Source organism: Symbiopectobacterium sp. Eva_TO (genome assembly GCF_053848865.1).
Genome location: NZ_JBSPEY010000004.1, coordinates 3,996,399 through 4,018,048 on the forward strand (window position 1 = coordinate 3,996,399; position 21,650 = coordinate 4,018,048).

General features: G+C 50.9%; 16 protein-coding genes and 10 pseudogenes. 17 read left to right on the forward strand and 9 right to left on the reverse strand.

All coding sequences use genetic code 11. The features are described 5' to 3' along the window. Nucleotides 1-13 precede the first annotated feature (13 nt). Entirely contained in the window at nucleotides 14-1,543 is a 1,530-nt protein-coding gene (gene istA, locus ACWWJF_RS23515) for an IS21 family transposase (RefSeq protein ID WP_455868672.1), read from the reverse strand. 288 nt (nucleotides 1,544-1,831) lie between these two features. Here istA and ACWWJF_RS23520 point away from each other — a divergent pair. After that, nucleotides 1,832-2,266: pseudogene (locus ACWWJF_RS23520) on the forward strand (helix-turn-helix domain-containing protein); the annotation flags it as partial. A gap of 184 nt (nucleotides 2,267-2,450) precedes the next feature. On the opposite strand, the gene ACWWJF_RS23525 reads toward ACWWJF_RS23520, so the two are convergent. Next, nucleotides 2,451-3,622, reverse strand: a protein-coding gene (locus ACWWJF_RS23525) for an IS3 family transposase (RefSeq protein ID WP_455870718.1) whose coding sequence is annotated in 2 segments (ribosomal slippage) — nucleotides 2,451-3,376 and nucleotides 3,376-3,622 — 1,173 coding nt in all. Because the reading frame shifts where the segments join, the coding sequence is not laid out codon by codon here. A 269-nt stretch (nucleotides 3,623-3,891) separates the two neighbouring features. Here ACWWJF_RS23525 and ACWWJF_RS23530 point away from each other — a divergent pair. From ACWWJF_RS23530 to ACWWJF_RS23540, 3 genes are all read left to right on the forward strand, one after another. Next, entirely contained in the window at nucleotides 3,892-4,701 is an 810-nt protein-coding gene (locus tag ACWWJF_RS23530; RefSeq protein ID WP_455870719.1) for an autoinducer binding domain-containing protein, read from the forward strand. Between the two features lie 374 nt (nucleotides 4,702-5,075). After that, nucleotides 5,076-5,444, forward strand: coding sequence for a hypothetical protein (locus ACWWJF_RS23535; RefSeq protein ID WP_455870720.1), 369 nt, complete (start codon nucleotides 5,076-5,078; stop codon nucleotides 5,442-5,444). Between the two features lie 153 nt (nucleotides 5,445-5,597). Continuing rightward, a protein-coding gene (locus ACWWJF_RS23540) for an IS3 family transposase (protein ID WP_455870721.1) occupies nucleotides 5,598-6,766 on the forward strand; the annotation gives its coding sequence in 2 pieces (ribosomal slippage) (nucleotides 5,598-5,853 and nucleotides 5,853-6,766; 1,170 coding nt in all). A 3-nt stretch (nucleotides 6,767-6,769) separates the two neighbouring features. Here the strand turns inward: ACWWJF_RS23540 and ACWWJF_RS23545 are convergent. Then, nucleotides 6,770-6,982: an IS4/Tn5 family transposase DNA-binding protein gene (locus ACWWJF_RS23545; RefSeq protein WP_455870722.1), complete on the reverse strand. Its 213-nt coding sequence runs from the start codon at nucleotides 6,980-6,982 to the stop codon at nucleotides 6,770-6,772. 126 nt (nucleotides 6,983-7,108) lie between these two features. Between ACWWJF_RS23545 and ACWWJF_RS23550 the strand changes: the two are divergent. The 4 pseudogenes from ACWWJF_RS23550 to ACWWJF_RS23565 all read left to right on the forward strand — a co-directional run. Continuing rightward, nucleotides 7,109-7,669, forward strand: a pseudogene (locus tag ACWWJF_RS23550) (integrase core domain-containing protein); the annotation flags it as partial. A gap of 53 nt (nucleotides 7,670-7,722) precedes the next feature. Continuing rightward, a pseudogene (locus ACWWJF_RS23555) lies at nucleotides 7,723-8,250 on the forward strand (PTS system mannose/fructose/sorbose family transporter subunit IID); the annotation flags it as partial. A 231-nt stretch (nucleotides 8,251-8,481) separates the two neighbouring features. Further along, a pseudogene (locus ACWWJF_RS23560) lies at nucleotides 8,482-8,685 on the forward strand (transposase); the annotation flags it as partial. A gap of 67 nt (nucleotides 8,686-8,752) precedes the next feature. Further along, a pseudogene (locus tag ACWWJF_RS23565) lies at nucleotides 8,753-9,190 on the forward strand (IS110 family RNA-guided transposase); the annotation flags it as partial. A gap of 37 nt (nucleotides 9,191-9,227) precedes the next feature. Here ACWWJF_RS23565 and ACWWJF_RS23570 read toward each other — a convergent pair. After that, a protein-coding gene (locus tag ACWWJF_RS23570; protein WP_455871233.1) for an IS3 family transposase occupies nucleotides 9,228-10,435 on the reverse strand; the annotation gives its coding sequence in 2 pieces (ribosomal slippage) (nucleotides 9,228-10,114 and nucleotides 10,114-10,435; 1,209 coding nt in all). A gap of 563 nt (nucleotides 10,436-10,998) precedes the next feature. Here ACWWJF_RS23570 and mntP point away from each other — a divergent pair. Then, on the forward strand, nucleotides 10,999-11,571 hold the full coding sequence (gene mntP, locus ACWWJF_RS23575) for a manganese efflux pump MntP (RefSeq protein ID WP_455871234.1): 573 nt from the start codon (nucleotides 10,999-11,001) through the stop codon (nucleotides 11,569-11,571). Between the two features lie 46 nt (nucleotides 11,572-11,617). On the opposite strand, the gene rlmA is transcribed toward mntP, so the two are convergent. From rlmA to ACWWJF_RS23590, 3 genes and pseudogenes are all read right to left on the reverse strand, one after another. Beyond that, nucleotides 11,618-12,427, reverse strand: a complete 810-nt coding sequence (rlmA, locus tag ACWWJF_RS23580) for a 23S rRNA (guanine(745)-N(1))-methyltransferase (RefSeq protein WP_455871235.1) — start codon at nucleotides 12,425-12,427, stop codon at nucleotides 11,618-11,620. Between the two features lie 346 nt (nucleotides 12,428-12,773). Continuing rightward, nucleotides 12,774-13,217, reverse strand: a pseudogene (locus ACWWJF_RS23585) (IS110 family RNA-guided transposase); the annotation flags it as partial. Between the two features lie 14 nt (nucleotides 13,218-13,231). Next, nucleotides 13,232-14,400, reverse strand: a protein-coding gene (locus ACWWJF_RS23590; RefSeq protein WP_455868400.1) for an IS3 family transposase whose coding sequence is annotated in 2 segments (ribosomal slippage) — nucleotides 13,232-14,145 and nucleotides 14,145-14,400 — 1,170 coding nt in all. Because the reading frame shifts where the segments join, the coding sequence is not laid out codon by codon here. Between the two features lie 75 nt (nucleotides 14,401-14,475). Here ACWWJF_RS23590 and ACWWJF_RS23595 point away from each other — a divergent pair. Beyond that, a pseudogene (locus tag ACWWJF_RS23595) lies at nucleotides 14,476-14,586 on the forward strand (IS5/IS1182 family transposase); the annotation flags it as partial. Between the two features lie 65 nt (nucleotides 14,587-14,651). On the opposite strand, the pseudogene ACWWJF_RS23600 reads toward ACWWJF_RS23595, so the two are convergent. Next, nucleotides 14,652-15,336 (reverse strand): annotated as a pseudogene (locus tag ACWWJF_RS23600) (IS1 family transposase). Nucleotides 15,337-15,510: 174 nt separating this feature from the next. Here ACWWJF_RS23600 and ACWWJF_RS23605 point away from each other — a divergent pair. From ACWWJF_RS23605 to ACWWJF_RS23630, 6 genes and pseudogenes are all read left to right on the forward strand, one after another. Beyond that, entirely contained in the window at nucleotides 15,511-15,681 is a 171-nt protein-coding gene (locus ACWWJF_RS23605; protein ID WP_455870723.1) for a hypothetical protein, read from the forward strand. A 228-nt stretch (nucleotides 15,682-15,909) separates the two neighbouring features. Next, nucleotides 15,910-16,836: a metal ABC transporter substrate-binding protein gene (locus ACWWJF_RS23610; protein ID WP_455870724.1), complete on the forward strand. Its 927-nt coding sequence runs from the start codon at nucleotides 15,910-15,912 to the stop codon at nucleotides 16,834-16,836. Next, nucleotides 16,833-17,714, forward strand: coding sequence for a manganese/iron ABC transporter ATP-binding protein (locus ACWWJF_RS23615; protein WP_455870725.1), 882 nt, complete (start codon nucleotides 16,833-16,835; stop codon nucleotides 17,712-17,714). Before ACWWJF_RS23610 ends, ACWWJF_RS23615 begins: the two co-directional genes overlap by 4 nt. 5 nt (nucleotides 17,715-17,719) lie before the next feature. Beyond that, entirely contained in the window at nucleotides 17,720-18,583 is an 864-nt protein-coding gene (locus ACWWJF_RS23620) for a metal ABC transporter permease (protein WP_455870726.1), read from the forward strand. Beyond that, on the forward strand, nucleotides 18,580-19,434 hold the full coding sequence (locus tag ACWWJF_RS23625) for a metal ABC transporter permease (RefSeq protein ID WP_455870727.1): 855 nt from the start codon (nucleotides 18,580-18,582) through the stop codon (nucleotides 19,432-19,434). Before ACWWJF_RS23620 ends, ACWWJF_RS23625 begins: the two co-directional genes overlap by 4 nt. Before the next feature lie 164 nt (nucleotides 19,435-19,598). Then, nucleotides 19,599-20,459: pseudogene (locus ACWWJF_RS23630) on the forward strand (fructosamine kinase family protein). Nucleotides 20,460-20,504: 45 nt separating this feature from the next. On the opposite strand, the gene ACWWJF_RS23635 reads toward ACWWJF_RS23630, so the two are convergent. Beyond that, entirely contained in the window at nucleotides 20,505-21,053 is a 549-nt protein-coding gene (locus ACWWJF_RS23635; protein ID WP_455870728.1) for a YniB family protein, read from the reverse strand. Nucleotides 21,054-21,322: 269 nt separating this feature from the next. On the opposite strand from ACWWJF_RS23635, the pseudogene ACWWJF_RS23640 reads away from it, so the two are divergent. Further along, nucleotides 21,323-21,643: pseudogene (locus ACWWJF_RS23640) on the forward strand (hexitol phosphatase HxpB); the annotation flags it as partial. Nucleotides 21,644-21,650 lie beyond the last annotated feature (7 nt).

Below are 21,650 nucleotides of genomic sequence, written 5' to 3' on the forward strand. Positions count from 1 at the left end.
ACGACTCCCTTTTTCAGTGGTAATATTTTGGACCACGCAGATTCTCGTGCTCCAGTGGAAGCTGTAACTCTCTATTTCCTTTAACTGTTTCTCCGATGCCCTCCCTGTTGTGACGCAGCTGATTCTCGATAAAACGCCTTTCCGGATGGTTCAGCCCGCAGGCCTTGTCACAGGCTTTTTCCAGCCGTTCGGCACCGTATTTTTTCTGGAGCGACAGTAGGCCGAGAACAGCCCGATAAGCCTGCTCAGGATGATTCTTCGCGTTTAGCATCGCTTCCACCACCTGCCGGGTCGCCTTGCCGGTTCTCGCGGCATTATCCAGCAGCTTTTCAGGTGTCCAGCTGCTGTGCCCGCGGTGATTGACCGGCATGTGTGCCGGATTCGTGCTGTGGCTGTACTGCCGATCGCTGCGAGGGTGCTGAGCCACGCAGCGGCCCTTATGCCAGACCTGGACCAACGTCTGACCCGCTTTTACCGACAGCCTTTCACCAACCAGCTCATGGGGAACGGAGTACCAGTGGCGGTCGTATTCGACGTGATAGTCAGGAGCGACCTTCACCGCACGGTATTCGGTGTATTCATAGGGCATGGCTGGCAACGGCTGCAGGCACGGCGCATCGAGCAGCGCAAAGCGCTGCGCTCGGCTCTGGCCCCCATAACCTTTCATTGGCCGGTTATTCAGCTCGGTCATCAGCTCACTGAGCCTGACGTTGAGCGCATGCATCGTATGGAAGGTTTCATTGCGTATTCGCGCCAGGAGCCACCTTTCGACCAGCAGGACGCCGTTTTCCACTTTGGCCTTGTCTTTCGGTTTGTAGGGTCTGGCTGGCATCACTACCGTGCTGTAATGCGAGGCCAAAGACTGATAGCTGTCGTTGATGACCGGCTCGTAGCGATCTGCTTTGCTCACCGCGCTACGCAGATTATCGGGTACCAGCAGGGCTGGAACGCCGCCGAGGAAGGTCAGGCAGTGGCTGTTAGCATTCAGCCAGCTCATCATGTCCTGACCGGGGCAGGCTTCTGCATAGGTATAATTTGACGCTCCCATGACAGCGACGAAGATGGCGACCCGGCGCACATTTCCCGTATCGGGGTCGGATACCGGCACCGTGGGCCCGCAGAAGTCGATGAACAGCTTCTCACCGGCACGGTGGGTCTGGCGCATCGAGCGTTTCTGGCATTTCTTCCATTGGCGATAACAACGGCAGAACTGAGAGTAGCCCAGCGCCATTTCTCCGGTTTCGGTGCTGTATTCTATCCACAACAGCTGCCTGGTAACCCCTGGCCGTCTTAGCTCGGTATCGATATACAGCCAGTCTGGCGCGATAAGCTCCGAGGTGCGCATTCTGCGGGTGGGGAACAGCATCTTTTCCAGTTTTTCTGGCAAGAGCGCATCAGGCAATGGCCACGACAGCGATGCGGCGGTAAAACGGGAGAGCACCTCATAAACTGTGGAAGGGCTGACCCTAAGAGCAGCGGCGATGGTGCGATTAGACTGGTTGCACTCAAATTTGAGTTTGAAGATCTGAAGACAAGTCTCCATGGGACTCCTGCTTTTTCTCTTTCTGGCCATCGTTATCTCCATTTCAGTAGAAACTGCGAACGGAGAGGAGGTTAGAAGAGTTAAGTCCCGGAGTGATCGATACGACGCGAATCAGTGATCGACCTTAGATGCGAAATCGTGATCGATTGTCATGCGAATCACTGATCGATCACGATGCGAATATGCAGTATTAATCGCGACTTGATCTGACACTGGACCTTGAAAGGTTGAGAGTTACCGGTTTTGATATGGGTGTCGAATCCTTATACAAAACACGAGGTAACTCTCATGCTTCATACTAACAATCCCATCATCAAACACAAAGCCGGCCTGCTCAATCTCGCCGAAGAACTCGGTAACGTATCAAAAGCCTGTAAAATCATGGGTGTGTCACGCGACACGTTTTATCGCTATCAGGAACTGGCGGCAGAAGGCGGCATTGACGCTCTGGTTAACCAAAACCGCCGGGTTCCCAACCTGAAAAACCGTGCTGATGAAGCCACTGAACGTGCGGTTGTTGATTACGCCATTGAGTTCCCGGCTCATGGCCAGCACCGGACCAGTAATGAGCTGCGTAAAAAAGGCGTCTTCATTTCTGGCAGCGGTGTGCGCTCCATCTGGCAACGACACGATCTGGAAAACTTTCGTAAGCGCCTGAAGGCACTTGAGGAAAAAGTTGCCAGAGAAGGCATTGTACTTACTGATGCTCAAATCGCTGCACTTGTAGTGGTCAACTAATATTGGCCACCGCATTAGACTGTATGTAGAACAGTCGCTCAGATTCGTTTGGAGTTAAGCCCATATCGTTATACACATCTTTCTAACGCACTGTTTAATCAATGAGTTACGGGTTTATCTCAGAGTGGCATTTTGAACCTCAAAAAGCCAATGGGATGGCTTGAATGCCTTAATTCACGGGGTTCTGAGCATCCTGTTCAAAAAATGGCCAAAAGATGTGTATAACGATATGAGTTAAGCCGCCGTTATACCAGTGAGGCCGGATAGCGCTGTAATACCCCGTGATGTAGCGGATAATCGCGTCCTGGGCTTCGCTGAAGCTGTTGTAACCCTTTGTCGGCACCCATTCTGTCTTCAGGCTGCGGAAGAACCGCTCCATTGGCGCATTATCCCAGCAGTTACCCCGCCGACTCATACTCTGCTTTATCCGGCAGCGCCACAGGGCTTGCCGGTATTGACGGCTGGTATAGTGGCTGCCCTGGTCGCTGTGGAACATGACTCCTGTTGGTTGTCCCCGGAGTTCCCAGGCCATCTGCAACGCTTTAACTGTCAGCGCCGAGTCCGGCGACGTCGACATGGCCCAGCCCACCGGTTTGCGGGCGAACAGATCTAGCACCACCGCAAGGTAAGCCCAGCATTTGCCCGTCCAGATGTAGGTCACATCGCCGCACCAGACCTGATCCGGCGCGGTAACCGCGAACTGGCGGTTGAGATAGTTCGGTATTTCAACGTGTTCATTGCCGCCGCGTTTGTATTTGTGAGCCGGTCGCTGGCAGCTGGCGATACCCAGCTCCTTCATCAGCTTGCCAGCCAGCCAGCGCCCCATTTTGACACCGGAGCTGCCGGTGACGATGGTCGCGATACTTCGAGCGCCGGCAGAGCCGCCGCTGGCGTTCCAGGCTTCCATGACGCGGCTACACTTAACCACGCGCTCACCGTCGGGTTCATTAGCGGAAGCCTGCCAGTGCCTGTAGCTGCTGCGATGTACCTCAAAAGTTTGGCACAACGCCGTGACCGGGTATCGCGCCCTCAGCCTGTCGACTACCGTGAACCGTTGAGTGAGTCCGACATTAAGAGCGCCGTAGCCTTTTTTAGGATTTCGTTCTCCATTTCAAGGCATTGGACTTTTTTCTTCATCTCACGCAGCTCGAGCTGTTCAGGGGTAAGAGGAAGTCCCGTTGGCGTTTTTCCCTGTCGTTCAAGGCGAAGCTTATTGACCCAGCGACTAATGGCAGAATGGCTGACATTAACCGCCTCTGCGGCCTTAACGTATGTGTAGCCGTGGTCGACAACCAGCTTTGCGGCTTCGAGCTTAAATTCCGCCGTAAAATGTTTACCCATGAGGTCACCTGTCGTGTTGATGAGGTGAGCATATCACCTCCGATCAGGTGGCCAGTATCAGTGTGCCACTACATACACACCTATGCAGGACAAGACACTAAGCACAGTGACCCAACTTGTTCCAATAACACATATGCCATAACACCACCAACATAAAACTTACTAAACATTTGTTAAACAATCGGTAGTTTTACATATCGCTTAAAACGATGGCGTGATAAAAGTTAGATTCTGACACTTAAAAAAATAGTAGCCTATTTTTCATCAGAATGCCTCCGGGAAACCTAGGCCTTCAGGCCGGGGAGCAGTCAAATACCCTCGATTTAAATGTCACGGAAAGAGATTATATCATGAGTGCTAATTTTTACAGTGATACTAAAAAAAACAGATACATAAAGGATTATTTAGATCAAAAAATCGCAAAATATGGAACCATCAAATACGTTTATGCAATAATGAACAAAGCAAAAAACAATAACATTTCATTAATCAGCAACTTACCTGAAAAACTTATTGTCAGTTATCTCAATAAAAACACGCAAAACATTGATCCAATCATTATCAACGCACTAAATCGTATAACATCATTTTCATGGGATGAAAACATAAAAATAAATTCACAGTGGACTATTAAAAGTGTCTTTGATCCGATTAAACCTTATAACATAGTCAGTGGCTATGCTTTTGTACTTCATGATCATAAAAATAATCTTGTTGTGTTATCACTGCACATAGATAAATGTTTAATGGAAAACACAGGGATAATAATTAAAGAAAATCAATGCGAACTTCAATCGTTATTGATTAACACCCATGATATGTTGCTCAAAGCATATTGTGACAAAGACACAAATAACATTAAACCGCTTTCTATACGAGAATCTGAAATACTTTACTTATGCACTCGAGGGAAAAGCTACCCTGAAATATCTCACCACCTCCATATATCGGTCAGTACAGTTAAATATCACATAGGGAACGTGGTAAAAAAAATGGGCGTCAAGAACGTAAAACAGGCTATTAGTTTATCTTCTGAGCTTAATTTAGTGTATTTACCTCCGAAACATAATTTCGATTGATTGTGCATTACATGCCCCTCACAAGTACATATAAACACATAACCAACTAACATAATGAATGTATAGCTGCCATTAGATTGTCATTTCAATAAAATTTTAATATTATCCATTTTACACATTAACTTTATTTAAAAGAATTGACCTGTATGACATGTAGACATGCAAAGAAAAGCGACTTGGACAGGGTTTGTGACCTGCTAGCTACAGAATTCTCAACAGAACCTGTACACCAAATTATCTTTCCCGATACAGAAAGTCGTATTGAAAGGTTACATGAGTTTTTTCGTATTTACGTTGATCTTGCTTTCGATTATGGAGGTACGCTTCTTACAGAAAATGATACAGGTGCTCTGCTTTATTTCCGGCCCGACGCGATGGAAATGACCAGTCAGAAACACAGGGCAATCGATACACAATTGCGGGTTGCATGTGGCAACCGCTATGAAATGGCGATGAAACTGATAGACGGACTCGACTACTACCATCCCAAAAGCCTACCTCACTATTATATTTCTCTTCTTGCGGTAAAACGCTCGCAGCGAGGAGGTCATGAAGTGAGTCAGTTATTCACTACAATGAATGCGATACTGGACAAAAACAACACACCTTGCTATGCAGAATGTACGAGATTTAGCACGAGAACGTTAATCAGACGTTGGGGTTATATTGATAATGGCTCTCCTTTACACATTGAAGGCTTTCCTGCTCTCTACCCTATCTGGCGTAATCCCAACATCCATTAAGATGCTACGGCACCGCTTTCCGGTGCATTGTTTTCTCAATTTTTGCCTTTGTGCGGTAATACTGTCATTTATCCGCAAACTGTAGTGGCACACTGATACTGGCCACCTGATCGGAGGTGATATGCTCACCTCATCAACACGACAGGTGACCTCATGGGTAAACATTTTACGGCGGAATTTAAGCTCGAAGCCGCAAAGCTGGTTGTCGACCACGGCTACACATACGTTAAGGCCGCAGAGGCGGTTAATGTCAGCCATTCTGCCATTAGTCGCTGGGTCAATAAGCTTCGCCTTGAACGACAGGGAAAAACGCCAACGGGACTTCCTCTTACCCCTGAACAGCTCGAGCTGCGTGAGATGAAGAAAAAAGTCCAATGCCTTGAAATGGAGAACGAAATCCTAAAAAAGGCTACGGCGCTCTTAATGTCGGACTCACTCAACGGTTCACGGTAGTCGACAGGCTGAGGGCGCGATACCCGGTCACGGCGTTGTGCCAAACTTTTGAGGTACATCGCAGCAGCTACAGGCACTGGCAGGCTTCCGCTAATGAACCCGACGGTGAGCGCGTGGTTAAGTGTAGCCGCGTCATGGAAGCCTGGAACGCCAGCGGCGGCTCTGCCGGCGCTCGAAGTATCGCGACCATCGTCACCGGCAGCTCCGGTGTCAAAATGGGGCGCTGGCTGGCTGGCAAGCTGATGAAGGAGCTGGGTATCGCCAGCTGCCAGCGACCGGCTCACAAATACAAACGCGGCGGCAATGAACACGTTGAAATACCGAACTATCTCAACCGCCAGTTCGCGGTTACCGCGCCGGATCAGGTCTGGTGCGGCGATGTGACCTACATCTGGACGGGCAAATGCTGGGCTTACCTTGCGGTGGTGCTAGACCGGTTCGCCCGCAAACCGGTGGGCTGGGCCATGTCGACGTCGCCGGACTCGGCGCTGACAGTTAAAGCGTTGCAGATGGCCTGGGAACTCTGGGGACAACCAACAGGAGTCATGTTCCACAGCGACCAGGGCAGCCACTATACCAGCCGTCAATACCGGCAAGCCCTGTGGCGCTGCCGGATAAAGCAGAGTATGAGTCGGCGGGGTAACTGCTGGGATAATGCGCCAATGGAGCGGTTCTTCCGCAGCCTGAAGACAGAATGGGTGCCGACAAAGGGTTACAACAGCTTCAGCGAAGCCCAGGACGCGATTATCCGCTACATCACGGGGTATTACAGCGCTATCCGGCCTCACTGGTATAACGGCGGCTTAACTCCAAACGAATCTGAGCGACTGTTCTACATACAGTCTAATGCGGTGGCCAATATTAGTTGACCACTACAGAATGTCTCGCCATTCGAATGCTTGGTTCTCCATGAAGCGGTAAGCACCCAGCGTCTCAGACCATCCGAGGCACGCATGCGGAATGCTGGCTTGCGGATTCTCAGCCAGCCGTATCAAAAGCCCTTTGGCACGCTTATTGAGCCTCGTGTCACCAAGATTTCCCCCTTCCAGTTCTTGGTGTGCCCAGCCATCTGAATCCCGTGTCATTTTTCAGCGCCGTAAATGGCGATAGTACACGTCGGTTTCACTTCATTTACAACCCCACCGGCTGCCTATTTCAGCCCGCTAACCCTTGGCATATAAGGCGTTGCGGACTTGTGTATAACGAGGTGTGCTCACCCGGGTTATCTGGGGTCGCAGGACACCTTCTACGTGGGTAATCTGAAAGGTGTTGGCCGTATCTACCAGCAGACGTTCGTGGATACGTACTCGAAAGTGGCGCACTGCAAGCTTTACACGAGTAAAGCACCGATCTCTGCCGCCGACCTGCTCAATGATCGCGTGCTGCCGTTCTACGAAGCTCAGGGGCTGCCAATGCTAAGAATACTGACGGACAGGGGGACGGAGTACTGCGGTAAAGTGGAACAACATGACTATCAGCTGTACTTGGCTATCAACGATATAGACCATACGAAAACGAAAGCGATGTCTCCGCAGACAAACGGTATCTGCGAGCGCTTCCATAAAACTATTTTGCAGGATTTTTATCAGGTTGCGTTCCGTAAGACGTTATACGAGGACCTAGAAAGTCTACAAAAGGATCTGGACAACTGGTTGTGGCATTACAATAATGAGCGAACTCATCAGGGTAAAATGTGCTGCGGGCGTACGCCAATGGCCACGTTACTTGATGGTAAACGAGTCTGGGCAGAAAAAAATCTGAACCAGATTTAATCTGACAGACACCTGTATAAATAACCGGTAACTGTCAGATCAGGTCTGAGCTAATACATCTGATGGGACCGTTGGCCGGTGTCGGCGACCCGATTTTCTGGGGAACCGCCCGTCCGGTGTTTGCCGCGCTGGGTGCGGGTATCGCCATGAGTGGCAGCCTGCTCGGCCCGATCTTGTTCTTCGTGCTGTTTAACCTGGTACGTCTGTTGGTGCGCTATTACGGCGTGGCTTACGGTTACCGTAAAGGCATTGATATCGTCAGTGATATGGGCGGCGGCTTCCTGCAAAAGATGACCGAGGGGGCATCTATTCTCGGCCTGTTTGTCATGGGGGCGTTAGTTAACAAGTGGACCCATGTAAATATCCCCATGGTGGTTTCGCGCGTCACTAATCAGAACGGTGAGACCACGGTCACCACGGTGCAATCGATCCTGGATCAATTGATGCCTGGTTTGGTGCCTCTGCTGCTGACATTCGGCTGTATGTGGTTGTTACGGCGCAAAGTGAATGCACTGTGGTTGATTATCGGCTTCTTTGCTATTGGTATCTTTGGCTACTGGATTGGGCTGCTGGGCGTTTAACACCGACAGCACTCAGCAACGGCGATGGGCGGTGCGTGCGCCGCTCATCGTCAGTGAGCCTGTGATAAACTACCGGACGCGCCGTGACTCACGCCGCGTCCTTTATTTTTCGCCCTATAACGCGTTTAGCTCAACCCAAAGACTCAGGAGCATACTGGCTTTGTTGAATAAATAGAAAATTTGGGTAATCATCGGATCAGATCACCATAGTTGTTTCAACATCAGGTCTCCATGGCAAAACAAAATTTTAAAATCACTAACTGTCCCTCCTATAACAAGGCCCTCAAGCAGCGCGGTTCTCTAACCGTATGGCTAGATGAATCAGCCATTGCTGCATGGACGGAAAAAACGACTACTGAACGGCGTGGACGACCGCTCCACTACTCAGATATGGCCATCACCACAGTCCTGATGATAAAACGCGTGTTTGGCCTAATGAGATGGTCACCCCCACCCTGTGAGCGGTACGCTGACAGGGTGTTTCTTTATGGAGAAGGCCATCATGCAAAACGTCACGCTTATTGGTATCGATCTCGGCAAACATTCTTTTCACATTCATTGTCAGGATAAATCAGGCAAGGCATTACTGCGGAAAAAGTTTACCCGCACCAAACTCATCGAGTTTTTGGCTACGTGTACACCTACTACCGTTGTAATGGAAGCCTGCGCCGGTGCCCATTTTATGGCTCGTCGGATCAGTGAGCTGGGGCATGAAGTAAAGTTGATCTCTCCGCAGTTTGTCCGCCCTTTTGTCAAGAGCAACAAGAACGATTTCGTTGATGCCGAAGCAATATGCGAAGCCGGATCACGCCCTTCCATGCGGTTTGTGCAGCCAAGAACTGAGGCTCAGCAGGCTATGCGAGCCTTGCATCGCGTCAGGGAGTCGTTGGTCAGAGACAACGTTAAAACGACTAACCAAATGCATGCTTTTTTACTGGAGTGATCTTGACCCACCATCTCCGGACCGCTTTTGTCTCTTAAGTTAACGATGCCCGCTGGCGCCGATATTCTCTTGGGGAGTTGTATCCCAGCGCACTGTGCGGATGGTTTTCATTGTAATGATTGAACGCCGCTGCAAGGTTCTTCAGCGCTGTTCGCACATCGGGTTTTGGCATGAAGGCGATGTAATCTTCCTTCATCGTCTTCACGAACCGTTCTGCCATGCCGTTACTCTGTGGACGGCTCACTGCTGTTGTGCAGGGCTCCAGATTCAGTTCTCTGGCGAACTTCCGCGTTTCATGCGCTGTGTACGCTGAACCATTATCCGTCAGCCATTGCACTGGTTTATCCGGCAGCGCGCTACCGAAGCGTTTTTCCACCGACCTCAGCATCACATGCTGCACGGTTGAACTGTCATAACCCCTGGTGCTCGCTGCCCAGTCTATGACCTCCCGGTCGCAGCAGTCCAGTGCGAACGTCACCCGCAGCTTCTCGCCGTTGTCACAACCGAACTCGAAGCCATCTGAGCACCAGCGCATATCGCTCTCTGCTACCGCGATTTTGCCTTTATGCTCCCGCTTCGGACGTTCAGTTTTATCATGCAACAACAGCAGGTTATGCTCGCTCATTATCCTGTAAAGCCGTTTGGCGTTCACCGGTGGAAGTCCCTCTGCACGACGTTGCTTACCCAGGATACTCCACACTCGGCGGTAACCGTAACTGGGCATGTCGCTGATGATACGGAGGATGTCCGATAATATCTCAGCATCAGCTTCGTCATTACGCCGGTTGCTGCGCCTGTCCAGCCAGTCGGCAGAACGGTTAACCCGCAGTGACAGCTGCGCACGCGACACGCTCATGGCGCGGCTGACCAGAGCTATTCCCCGTCCTTTGGCAACAAGGGCGCGTGCGCTATCCATTTTCGCGACTGGCGGTACTCCACTGCTTCTTTGAGGATCTCAACTTCCATCGTCTTCTTACCCAGAAGGCGCTGTAGCTCCCGGACCTGCTTGAGGGCAGTCGCCAGCGCCGAAGCTGGAACCACTTCTTCTCCGGCCGCAACGGCGGTGAGGCTTCCTTCCTGGTATTGCTTCTTCCACTTAAACAAAAGGCTGGGCTGGATGCCATGCAGGCGGGCTACATGGGAGACGTTCATCCCCGGCTCCATTGTCTGCTGAATGATGGCGATTTTCTCTTGCGGAGTTTTACGCTTACGGACTTCTTGCCCTAACAGGATCCCGGTCATTTCAAAATTAGCATGATTGTTAGACATATATCTAAGCCTATCTCTTATCTGGAGATACAGCTACTGTCTGGTGTTACAGGGGGCTACATTAGATTGAAAATCAACAAAATAAATAAATCACTTTTTGATATATCCAGTTCATTACGTAAGTTCCCACACGATAAATGGTTATATTTAACCCTGTTAACACTGTTATTATTTTGTGAATACGGCACCGTATATGATAACGAAAACAATTATCAATTATATTTAAAGCAATAATAAAAAAATCCCTGCTTTTTATCGGTTGTTTCACGCATAAATATTATGGTAAGGTTGCGCCGTCATTTGGGGAGTAGCCAATTTCTGAATATCAGTTTCAGAAATGCCCGTATCAACATACTCGTTTTATACCGAAAGATTGCTAGTATCTCCGTCATGCAGAAGCGGATATACGGCATCAGGTATAGTAAAAACGTGGTGCGGGCGGCAGTGATGCAGGCGAGACCATAGACACATGTCCCCTATTTAGGTTGGGAAGGCGACATGTGAATATGGAGAACCGCCCAGCCGAGGCTATTGCTATGAATCTTTCTGCTACGCTTATTCTTGCTTTTGGCATGTCCATGGATGCCTTTGCGGCTTCCATCGGTAAAGGTGCCGTCCTGCATAAACCACGCTTTCGCGACGCGATTCGCACTGGATTAATCTTTGGGCTGGTCGAAGCCATTACCCCCCTTATCGGTTGGGCGCTGGGTTTCTTCGCCAGCCAATACATCATTGAGTGGGATCATTGGGTGGCTTTCACGCTGCTGGTCATCCTGGGTGGGCGCATGATTATGCAAGGCATAAGCAGCGCGCATAACGAGGACGATGAACCAGTACGCCGCCACACGCTGTTTGCCCTGGTTTGTACCGCCATCGCCACCAGTCTCGATGCAATGGCCATCGGTGTAGGTCTGGTCTTCTTGCAAGTCAATATCTTCCATACCGCGATGGTTATCGGTTGCGCCACCATGATTATGGTGACATTGGGTATGATGATTGGCCGCTACATCGGTCCATTGATGGGGAAAAAAGCTGAAATCTTTGGCGGTGTGGTGTTGATTGGTATTGGCAACAATATTCTCTACGAACACCTGTTCAGCGTTGCCTGATCAGCACACGTTAATAAAAAGGGAGCCTGCGCTCCCTTTTTTAATGCTACTCAACATCTCTCTGATGAAAGCGGATAATGAAATCCGTCTCACATGCAAAGCGCTCGGTATCCAACAGTTGCTGTTTAACCGCTTGCGACGCGCGCCAGGCAAAGGGCGTCATTTGCAACAATGCCGCTGCCTCATCACCGCCTAAGGACATTTCATACGCTAGCGTGTGCTCTGCTTGCAGCGTAAAACCCGGCAGCACTTCTGCTTTTATCGGGTGCAGCATGACAGCATCATAGACTTGGGCCTTAAGCTGATACAAATGACGCGGACCGGGAGAAACGGTGATCACCCACCCTTGCGGTTTTACAGTTCTCGCCAACTCTTCCCCATCACAGGGCGCATAAATTTTCAGTATTCCATCCAGCGTCGCATCCACGAACGGTAAACGTCGGCTTGAGGCAACACAAAATTCAACCGCCGTATAGCGTTTTGCGGCCCGTTGAATAGCGGCCTTAGATATATCCAGGCCGAAAATCTGAACTGCCGGTAATGCCTCCGCCAATGCCCCGGTGTAATACCCTTCACCACAGCCAATATCCAGCAGTGACTGCGCCTGCGGTGCAAGCACGCGATGTATATGTTGCAGTAGTGCAGCCTGTAACGGCTGATAATGACCTGCATCCAGAAAAAGGCGACGGGCACGCATCATCTCTGCGTTGTCACCGGGCATTTTGGAGCGCTTAAATTGTACCGGTAGAAGATTGACGTAGCCTTCTCTGGCGCGATCGAAATGATGCGTGCCGCATGACCATTGGCGATCGTTAGCCTGTAACGGCTGATGACAGAGCGGGCATTGATAAAACATGGACATATTTTCCTACAGAGCGATAAAAACACGTGCGGATAGGCGGCAATGAGAAAGGCAGACAAATCTATGGTCACCCCCATTTTTGCAACACTGATTTTTGACTAATGGTGGGCTTGCTTCAATCTATCCGGCGTCTCTGTGGGCGAGATGCCCGCGCCTCGATGAGTTCCGCGCCTGGTGAACCTGAAAAGGCCCTCGGCTTCAGTGAGCCATTTTTGTCGTCAGGTTTTTCAGCAGGTCGATATGCCGTTCATGTCATCAATAATCAGTCTTCGCAAAACCAGATAGGTAACTGCTGTTTAATTACTTAATAATCAGTCTGTTGATTTAGTTCTACATAACATCAGGCCTGATATTCATTGTGATTAGTTGTGATTGACCAGGCTATTCGCGCCAGTTTGTTTGCCAGAGCACAGGCGACAATATTTGAATGTTTGTTATCGAGTTGCCCCCGAACCCATTCAGCAAGCCTGCCCTGCTGATATTCAAGTCGCATCATGAACGAGCGGGCACATTGAACCAGAAGTTTGCGTAAATTTTTATCACCTCGTTTGCTTATCCCCAGCAGAGTCGGTTTGCCTCCTGTGCTGTATTGTCGCGGTACAAGCCCTGTGGAAGCCGCAAAATCCCTGCTACATGAAAATTGTTTTCCATCGCCGAACTGTGATGAAAGTAAGCTGGCAGTAATCGGACCGACGCCTGGAATTGTCATAATTCGCTGTGCAGTATCATCAGCTTTGATTGACTGATTTAATTCTGATTCCAGCGCTGTTATTTGCTCGACAAGGGAAAGTGTAGTGGTCAACTAATATTGGCCACCGCATTAGACTGTATGTAGAACAGTCGCTCAGATTCGTTTGGAGTTAAGCCGCCGTTATACCAGTGAGGCCGGATAGCGCTGTAATACCCCGTGATGTAGCGGATAATCGCGTCCTGGGCTTCGCTGAAGCTGTTGTAACCCTTTGTCGGCACCCATTCTGTCTTCAGGCTGCGGAAGAACCGCTCCATTGGCGCATTATCCCAGCAGTTACCCCGCCGACTCATACTCTGCTTTATCCGGCAGCGCCACAGGGCTTGCCGGTATTGACGGCTGGTATAGTGGCTGCCCTGGTCGCTGTGGAACATGACTCCTGTTGGTTGTCCCCGGAGTTCCCAGGCCATCTGCAACGCTTTAACTGTCAGCGCCGAGTCCGGCGACGTCGACATGGCCCAGCCCACCGGTTTGCGGGCGAACAGGTCTAGCACCACCGCAAGGTAAGCCCAGCATTTGCCCGTCCAGATGTAGGTCACATCGCCGCACCAGACCTGATCCGGCGCGGTAACCGCGAACTGGCGGTTGAGATAGTTCGGTATTTCAACGTGTTCATTGCCGCCGCGTTTGTATTTGTGAGCCGGTCGCTGGCAGCTGGCGATACCCAGCTCCTTCATCAGCTTGCCAGCCAGCCAGCGCCCCATTTTGACACCAGAGCTGCCGGTGACGATGGTCGCGATACTTCGAGCGCCGGCAGAGCCGCCGCTGGCGTTCCAGGCTTCCATGACGCGACTACACTTAACCACGCGCTCACCGTCGGGTTCATTAGCGGAAGCCTGCCAGTGCCTGTAGCTGCTGCGATGTACCTCAAAAGTTTGGCACAACGCCGTGACCGGGTATCGCGCCCTCAGCCTGTCGACTACCGTGAACCGTTGAGTGAGTCCGACATTAAGAGCGCCGTAGCCTTTTTTAGGATTTCGTTCTCCATTTCAAGGCATTGGACTTTTTTCTTCATCTCACGCAGCTCGAGCTGTTCAGGGGTAAGAGGAAGTCCCGTTGGCGTTTTTCCCTGTCGTTCAAGGCGAAGCTTATTGACCCAGCGACTAATGGCAGAATGGCTGACATTAACCGCCTCTGCGGCCTTAACGTATGTGTAGCCGTGGTCGACAACCAGCTTTGCGGCTTCGAGCTTAAATTCCGCCGTAAAATGTTTACCCATGAGGTCACCTGTCGTGTTGATGAGGTGAGCATATCACCTCCGATCAGGTGGCCAGTATCAGTGTGCCACTACAGTCATCTAAGTCTGCGTGACTACGATGCTCAGGTGGGTGAAGCCATGGCGATGGTCAAAGTGCTTAACCGGATCACGCTATTAGGAATGCCGAACAGTATTCGCATCACGTAACAATCGACCTGGGGCACAGTCGTTACAAGTTCTGATTTATTCAACAAAGCCGGTAATGACTCCAATTAGTAGAACATGTGTTTTTCGATGAAGGCTCCGATGACTTTTTCGTGGAGCGCGAGAAGCAAATCGTTTTACGCGCCAGTCGTTTAATGCGGGTACGGAGCGTCAGGTTATTGCGCTCTATGCGTTGCGTGAAGATCTTGCCAGTCAGATCTTTCTGCTTCGGAACCTCTCTTGCATAGCTGCCCCAGTTGTCACTGGTAATCATGCCGATGTTGAACGGTGTCAACAGAGCCAGCAATTCACGGCAGGTCTCATCGGTTCGGGGGCCAAAAGTGTAGACCAGAACACCGCCCGTTTTGGTATTGTAAGCGTACCAGAGCCAGTGCTGTAGCGCCTTACTGCCAACGAAGCTCCATTGCTCATCAAGTTCACAGATAAGGGCGACGTCGGCGTGAGCAACGGGAGAAGACGTTATCCTGCGAGGCGAGAGCTTTTTAAAGCCCGGATGACCGTATTGATGCCGATTTTCAACGTTCTGGCGGTATCGCGAACACCGGCACCGTTGAAGGCCATATCAACGATCTGCTCTTTGACTCCCGGCTTTCGCGCTTCATAGCGGTAGGTAAGCTGGAATACACGGCGACAGCACTGACACCGGAAGCGTTCGCGCTTAGTTGGACTAAGGCCATGTCGATAAACTTTATCTGAATGGCAGCGAGGGCAATGAACAAAAACAGTAACCACGTGGAAACCTCAAATAGCGGCAGAATATCACAAAAGCCAACTATTTGAAGGCATTACCCTTATTATTATGCTACCGGGAGGAAAATGCATCCTATGACACAGGTTACTCCCGCCAGGATTCATTAATACCCTTGAACCATTACGCCAACTAATAACGCCAGTACTACCAAGAGAATGATGCTGGCCATCTTCCAGCGCCTTTCTGATTTTGCTCCCATTGCGAATACCCTCCCAACATCGCATACTTCCATTGCACACTTTTTGGTATATCGGCCGATCAACAATTTTTTTTATACATGTTGTGCCGCCAGAGAGCATTTAGCGTCCAACGAAAAAACACCATAAACACAGCAGCAACAGTTAGACGTCATTCGTTACGTTAAGTAAGATTTGTTAACCAGAATCACGATTTTACAACAAGGCAACATTCAAGATATGCAAGGATCGCTTAAAAGCACACGGCAGTGGATAAACACAGGGTATCAGCGTCGCAGTTATCGCAAGAGACGCTTGACTTAAATGCGATTGAGAATTATTTTTATCTAATAATTAACCATCGCGACTTGTAAGGATATGTCTATGCGTTTCTTTCAGGCCTTCACCCCTTCTCGAATTGTAAATCTTACCCTGCCTCTGGCGCTCTTCGCCGCATTCACTCTCGCTTCACCAGCGAATGCCAAAGACAAACTCAAGGTGGTAACCACCTTTACCATTATTCAGGATATCGCGCAGAACATCGCGGGAGAGGCGGCTATCGTTGAGTCGATCACCAAGCCAGGTGCAGAGATCCATGACTACCAACCCACACCGCGGGATATCGTTAAGGCGCAATCCGCTGATCTTATCTTGTGGAACGGTTTGAATCTGGAGCGCTGGTTTAGTCGCTTCTTTGAAAATATTAAAGATGTCCCGGCGGTTACGGTGACAGAAGGGATAACACCACTGCCGATCCGTGAAGGGGCCTATAACGGCAACCCGAACCCACATGCCTGGATGTCCCCCAGCAACGCATTAATTTATGTCGAGAACATTCGTAAGGGGCTGGTGCAATACGATCCTGATAACGCGGAGATCTATAACCGTAATGCTAAAGCCTATGCAGAAAAAATCACCGCACTGGATGCCCCCCTGCGTGAACGTTTGGCACGGATTCCAGAAGCGCAGCGTTGGCTCGTCACCAGCGAAGGGGCCTTTAGTTACCTCACCACCGATTATCAATTCAACGAAGTTTATCTGTGGCCTATCAATGCTGATGAGCAGGGTTCTCCCCAGCAGGTACGTCTCGTGATCGATACCGTGCGTGAAAAACACATCCCGGTGGTGTTTAGTGAAAGCACTATTTCTGATAAACCGGCTAAGCAGGTCAGTAAAGAAACCGGCGCGAAATATGGCGGCGTGTTGTATGTTGACTCATTGTCTAATGAAAAGGGTCCGGTTCCCACCTACCTGGATCTGCTGCAAACCACGGTGAACACCATCGCCGAAGGATTCAATCAATGAGTCGTATACCAGAATTAGCCCTCACCGTCGACGATGTTTCTGTGACGTACAGCAATGGCCACCAGGCGATTCGAAACGCGTCATTTTCACTGGGCGGCGGCACGATCTGCGCTCTGGTCGGGGTCAACGGCAGCGGTAAATCCACCCTATTCAAAAGCATCATGGGGCTGGTGAACCCCTCTTCGGGCCAGGTCCGTCTTAACGGTGAAGCTATCAGTGAGGCGTTGAAAAAAAATCTCATCGCCTATGTGCCGCAAACGGAAGAGGTTGACTGGAATTTTCCCGTACTGGTTTCCGACGTGGTGATGATGGGGCGCTACGGCAAAATGAACTTTTTGCGCATCCCGCGCCAGCAAGATCGTGACGTGATAAACGATGCCATGGCTCGTGTCGGCATGAGTGCGCTGAGTCAACGCCAAATCGGTGAACTCTCCGGCGGTCAAAAAAAGCGGGTTTTCCTGGCGCGGGCGCTGGCGCAACAAGGGTGTGTGCTCCTGTTGGATGAACCCTTTACCGGCGTTGATGTAAAAACCGAAAACGCCATTATCGATCTGCTGCGCACCTTGCGCGATGAGGGGCATTTGATTTTGGTAGCAACCCACAACCTCGGCAGCGTACCTGAATTTTGCGACAGTGTGATTCTGGTCAACCGCACCGTGCTGGCAGCCGGCCCTACTGCGACCACCTTCACTCAGAGTAATCTGGAGAAAACCTTTGGCGGTGTACTGCGTCATATTAATCTCGGTGGCGAGCACCTGCATGATGACGACGATGCCCGAACCGTCACCGTATTGACCGATGACGAACGCCCTGCCGTCTTCTATGGTTCACCCCCCAGCGACACACCGGCATTCCGCTCCCGGCCAGAGGATAACTAACGTAGATGTTTGAACTTTTGTTGCAACCGTTCCATTACAACTACATGGTGAAGGCGATTTGGGTGAGTGCCATCGTAGGCGGTGTCTGTGCCTTTCTTTCCGCTTACCTGATGCTCAAAGGCTGGTCACTGATGGGCGATGCCCTCTCCCACTCAGTGGTGCCCGGCGTCGCGGGAGCCTACGCACTGGGGTTGCCCTATGCGGCAGGCGCTTTTTTTACCGGAATGCTGGCCGCCTTGGCAATGACGCTCATCCGTCACATTACACGTTTGCGTGAAGATGCCATTATTGGTTTTATCTTTTCCACTTTTTTTGCCGCCGGGCTGCTCATCATCTCCCTTAACCCCACCTCGGTTAATGTACAGTCGATTATTTTTGGCAATATCCTCGGCATTGCCGATGAGGACGTGCTTCAGGTCGAAATTATCATCGGCATCACTTTCATCATCATGTGCGTGCTGTGGAAAGATCTGTTGGCGGTGTTTTTTGATGAGAACCACGCCCGTTCCATCGGTTTATCGCCATTGAAACTCAAAATCCTGTTTTTTACCCTGCTCAGCGCCTGCACTGTCGCCGCGCTGCAAACCGTAGGCGCCATTTTGGTGATTGCTATGGTGATCACGCCAGGGGTTACCGCTTACCTGTTAACCGACCGTTTTGGCAGACTGATTATTATTGCCATTGGACTCGGTGCCATCAGCAGCGCGTTAGGCGCCTATCTCAGTTTTTATCTTGATGGCGCAACGGGCGGAGTGATTGTCACGTTGCAAACGCTGATTTTCCTGCTGGCGTTTCTGTTTGCCCCGAAACATGGCTTGCTGGCAACACGGCGCGCGCGCCACCGTGCGACAGAAGGAGATCTCTCATGAGCCTGCTGTTTGATTGGATTCTGGAGCCGCTTGCCTATCCGTTCATGCAACGCGCACTGCTGGCCGCCGTCGTCACGGGTGTCGTGTGTGCGGTGCTCTCCTGCTATCTGGTGCTTAAAGGCTGGTCCTTAATGGGAGATGCCATCTCCCATGCCGTACTGCCCGGCATTGTTGTGGCATTTTTGCTCGGTATTCCCTTTGCGGTAGGCGCATTTGCTTCTGGCGTGCTGTGCGCGCTTGCCACCGGTTATCTGAAAGAGCATAGCCGTGTCAAAGAAGATACCGTGATGGGTATCGTTTTCTCTGGCATGTTCGCCCTCGGGCTGGTCATGTTTGCTCGGGTAGATTCCGACCAACATCTGTCGCATATTCTTTTTGGTAATGTGTTAGGGATCACTGCACAGGAGTTGACGCAAATCCTACTGATTGCCGGTGTTACGCTGGTGATTGTCATGCTCAAGCGCCGTGACCTGATGCTTTATTGCTTTGATCCGCACCATGCCCGCGTGATTGGCCTGCCGGTCAAATGGCTCCACTACGGTCTGCTTTGCCTGCTGGCGATGACGATCGTTGCCTCGCTGCAAGCCGTTGGGGTAATTTTGGTCATCGCCATGCTTATCGCCCCCGGTATCGTCGCGTTTATGGTGTGTAAAACCTTCGATGGTATGCTGATCGTCGCCACCTGCGTGTCAGTGTTTTCCTGCGTTACCGGTACGCTGATCAGTTTTTATCTGGATGGTGCCACAGGGCCCTGTATTGTGTTGGTGCAAGCGCTGTTCTTCGCACTGGCCTTGACCATTCATCAGGTTCGTACCCGACGTCAGCGTACCGCGCAGACTGCGTTGTCTTGAGACGATAGCGCGTTTTTTAGCCCGCTGCTGACGATTCAGGCTATACTGCTCTAGGTTTCAGACGCAGCAGCGATTGCCCATGCTGTGCGACAGCTTCAGGTTTACTGATAAGGAATACGCTAAGGTAACTATCTCTACGTAACATCATCAACGGGGGTGGCGCTATGTGGCAAGCAATCGGCAAGCTATTGGATGAACATAGTGGAACCGCTGATATCTTCGAGTACCAGGCGTGTGAAGCTGGCGAGATGCACACCGTCTGGCAGGTCAAATACGGGGAGTATGATGTTTTCGTAAAGAGCGATATTCGTGAGATGTTGCCCAAATTCACCGCTGAAGCCGATCAGCTTGCGCTGCTGGCACGCAGTCGTACCGTGCGTGTCCCTGCTGTGTATGGCGTCGGCAGTTCGCGGGACCACAGTTTTCTGCTGATGGAATACCTCGCCCCCAAACCGCTGGATGCTCACAGTGCTTGGTGCCTCGGCGAGCAACTGGCACATCTGCATCAGTGAAGCGACCAGCCTCAGTTTGGTCTGGATTTTGATAATGACCTCTCAACCACGCCGCAGCCTAATAGCTGGCAGCGGCGTTGGGCCACGTTCTTTGCCGAACAGCGCATTGGCTGGCAGTTACAGTTGGCTGCCGAAAAAGGGATGTACTTCGGTGATATTGATTCGTTGATTATGCAGGTGGAATCGAGACTGGGCGGACACCAACCGCAACCCTCTCTGCTGCACGGCGACCTTTGGCCGGATAACTGCGCCAGTTATCAAGATGGCAGTTTCCTGTTCGATCCTGCCAGCTATTGGGGAGACAGAGAGTGTGATTTGGCGATGTTACCCCTCAGCCCCTCACTGCCGCCGCAAATCTATGACGGTTATCAAAACGTCTGGCCGCTGGATAAAGGCTTTATCGAACGCCAGCCGCTCTACCAAATCTATTATCTACTCAATCGGGCAAATCTGTTTGGCGGGCAGCACATTATTGCGGCGCAACACGCTATTGAGCAGCAGTTGACCACTTAAATCACGCCGCCCTTGCGCATCATGGCGAAAGGGCGGCAACAGTTGTCACACCGGAACACCCAGCAGGCGCAAAACCAGATAACCGGCAACGGCGGTAATGATCGGCATAATATAAAGCGGGAAATATTGCAGGAAAATGGTGTGGTGTGGCACTTCTGCTCGTGACGCAAGTTCTCCACGGGTTCGCCCCTCACTCCCTTTCATTTTCTCCAGAATTACCTGATCCTCAATGCCCTCACGTACCGCCCGCGCCTGCCGTGACATGCGCGCGCCGCTCACTTGCAGCGCCAGTCCAACAAAAATCAGCAGATAGATAATCCAGAACATGATACTGGCGGCGGCGAAGGGCCGGGAGAAATCCGGCATCGGCGAGTTGTACCAAAAAAGGTTAAGAAACGGCGTGTTAAAACGCGTCATCTCGATCATCAGGTGCAGGAAATCCAGAAGTACCGCATCAATGCCCTGCTTTTTTTGCACATATTGATAGACATAGTTCGCCAGCGAAATACAGGTTGATAGCAGAGCCGGGATAAAAAGGATCCATCCTGCAATGCGTTTTATAATTGCAATAAGACCCGCCTGTTGGTACGTCATGAGTTCCCCTTATAAATGACGCGATAAAATAGCCTCCACCTGGCACGATCGACGCCAAGGCAGTGGGCTGACAACGCCGAAACAGAATCTGCTGGCATATCCCATTGCATTATAACCATAATTACCGTTGATAGGCAGTGCAGGCACCCTTACACGACGTCCCATGACACTGAAAACTGTGGTAGCCTGCCAGTAATACCGCTGAAATGAACGGCTCGGAAGCGGCCAACTCAGCCAAATGGCCTCTTTTTACCTGACAGGAGACGTAAATGTCTGTAGCCAACACGCCTCGTGCCGCCTTGTTTGATATGGACGGCTTGCTGATCGATTCAGAACCTTTATGGGAGCAGGCTGAGGTAGAAGTGATTGCGGCATTAGGGGTGGATACCTCTGTGCGCGATACCCTGCCCGACTTGTTAGGCTTGCGTATCGATCTGGTGGTTGACCTGTGGTATCAGCATGCCCCCTGGAAAACCCCTAGCCGCAGTGAAGTGGTCAAGCGTATTATCGCCCGCACCTTTGAACTGGTGGATGAAAGCCGCCCGCTTTTGCCCGGCGTGGAGCACGCCTTACAGTTGTGTTGTGAACAGTGTAGTG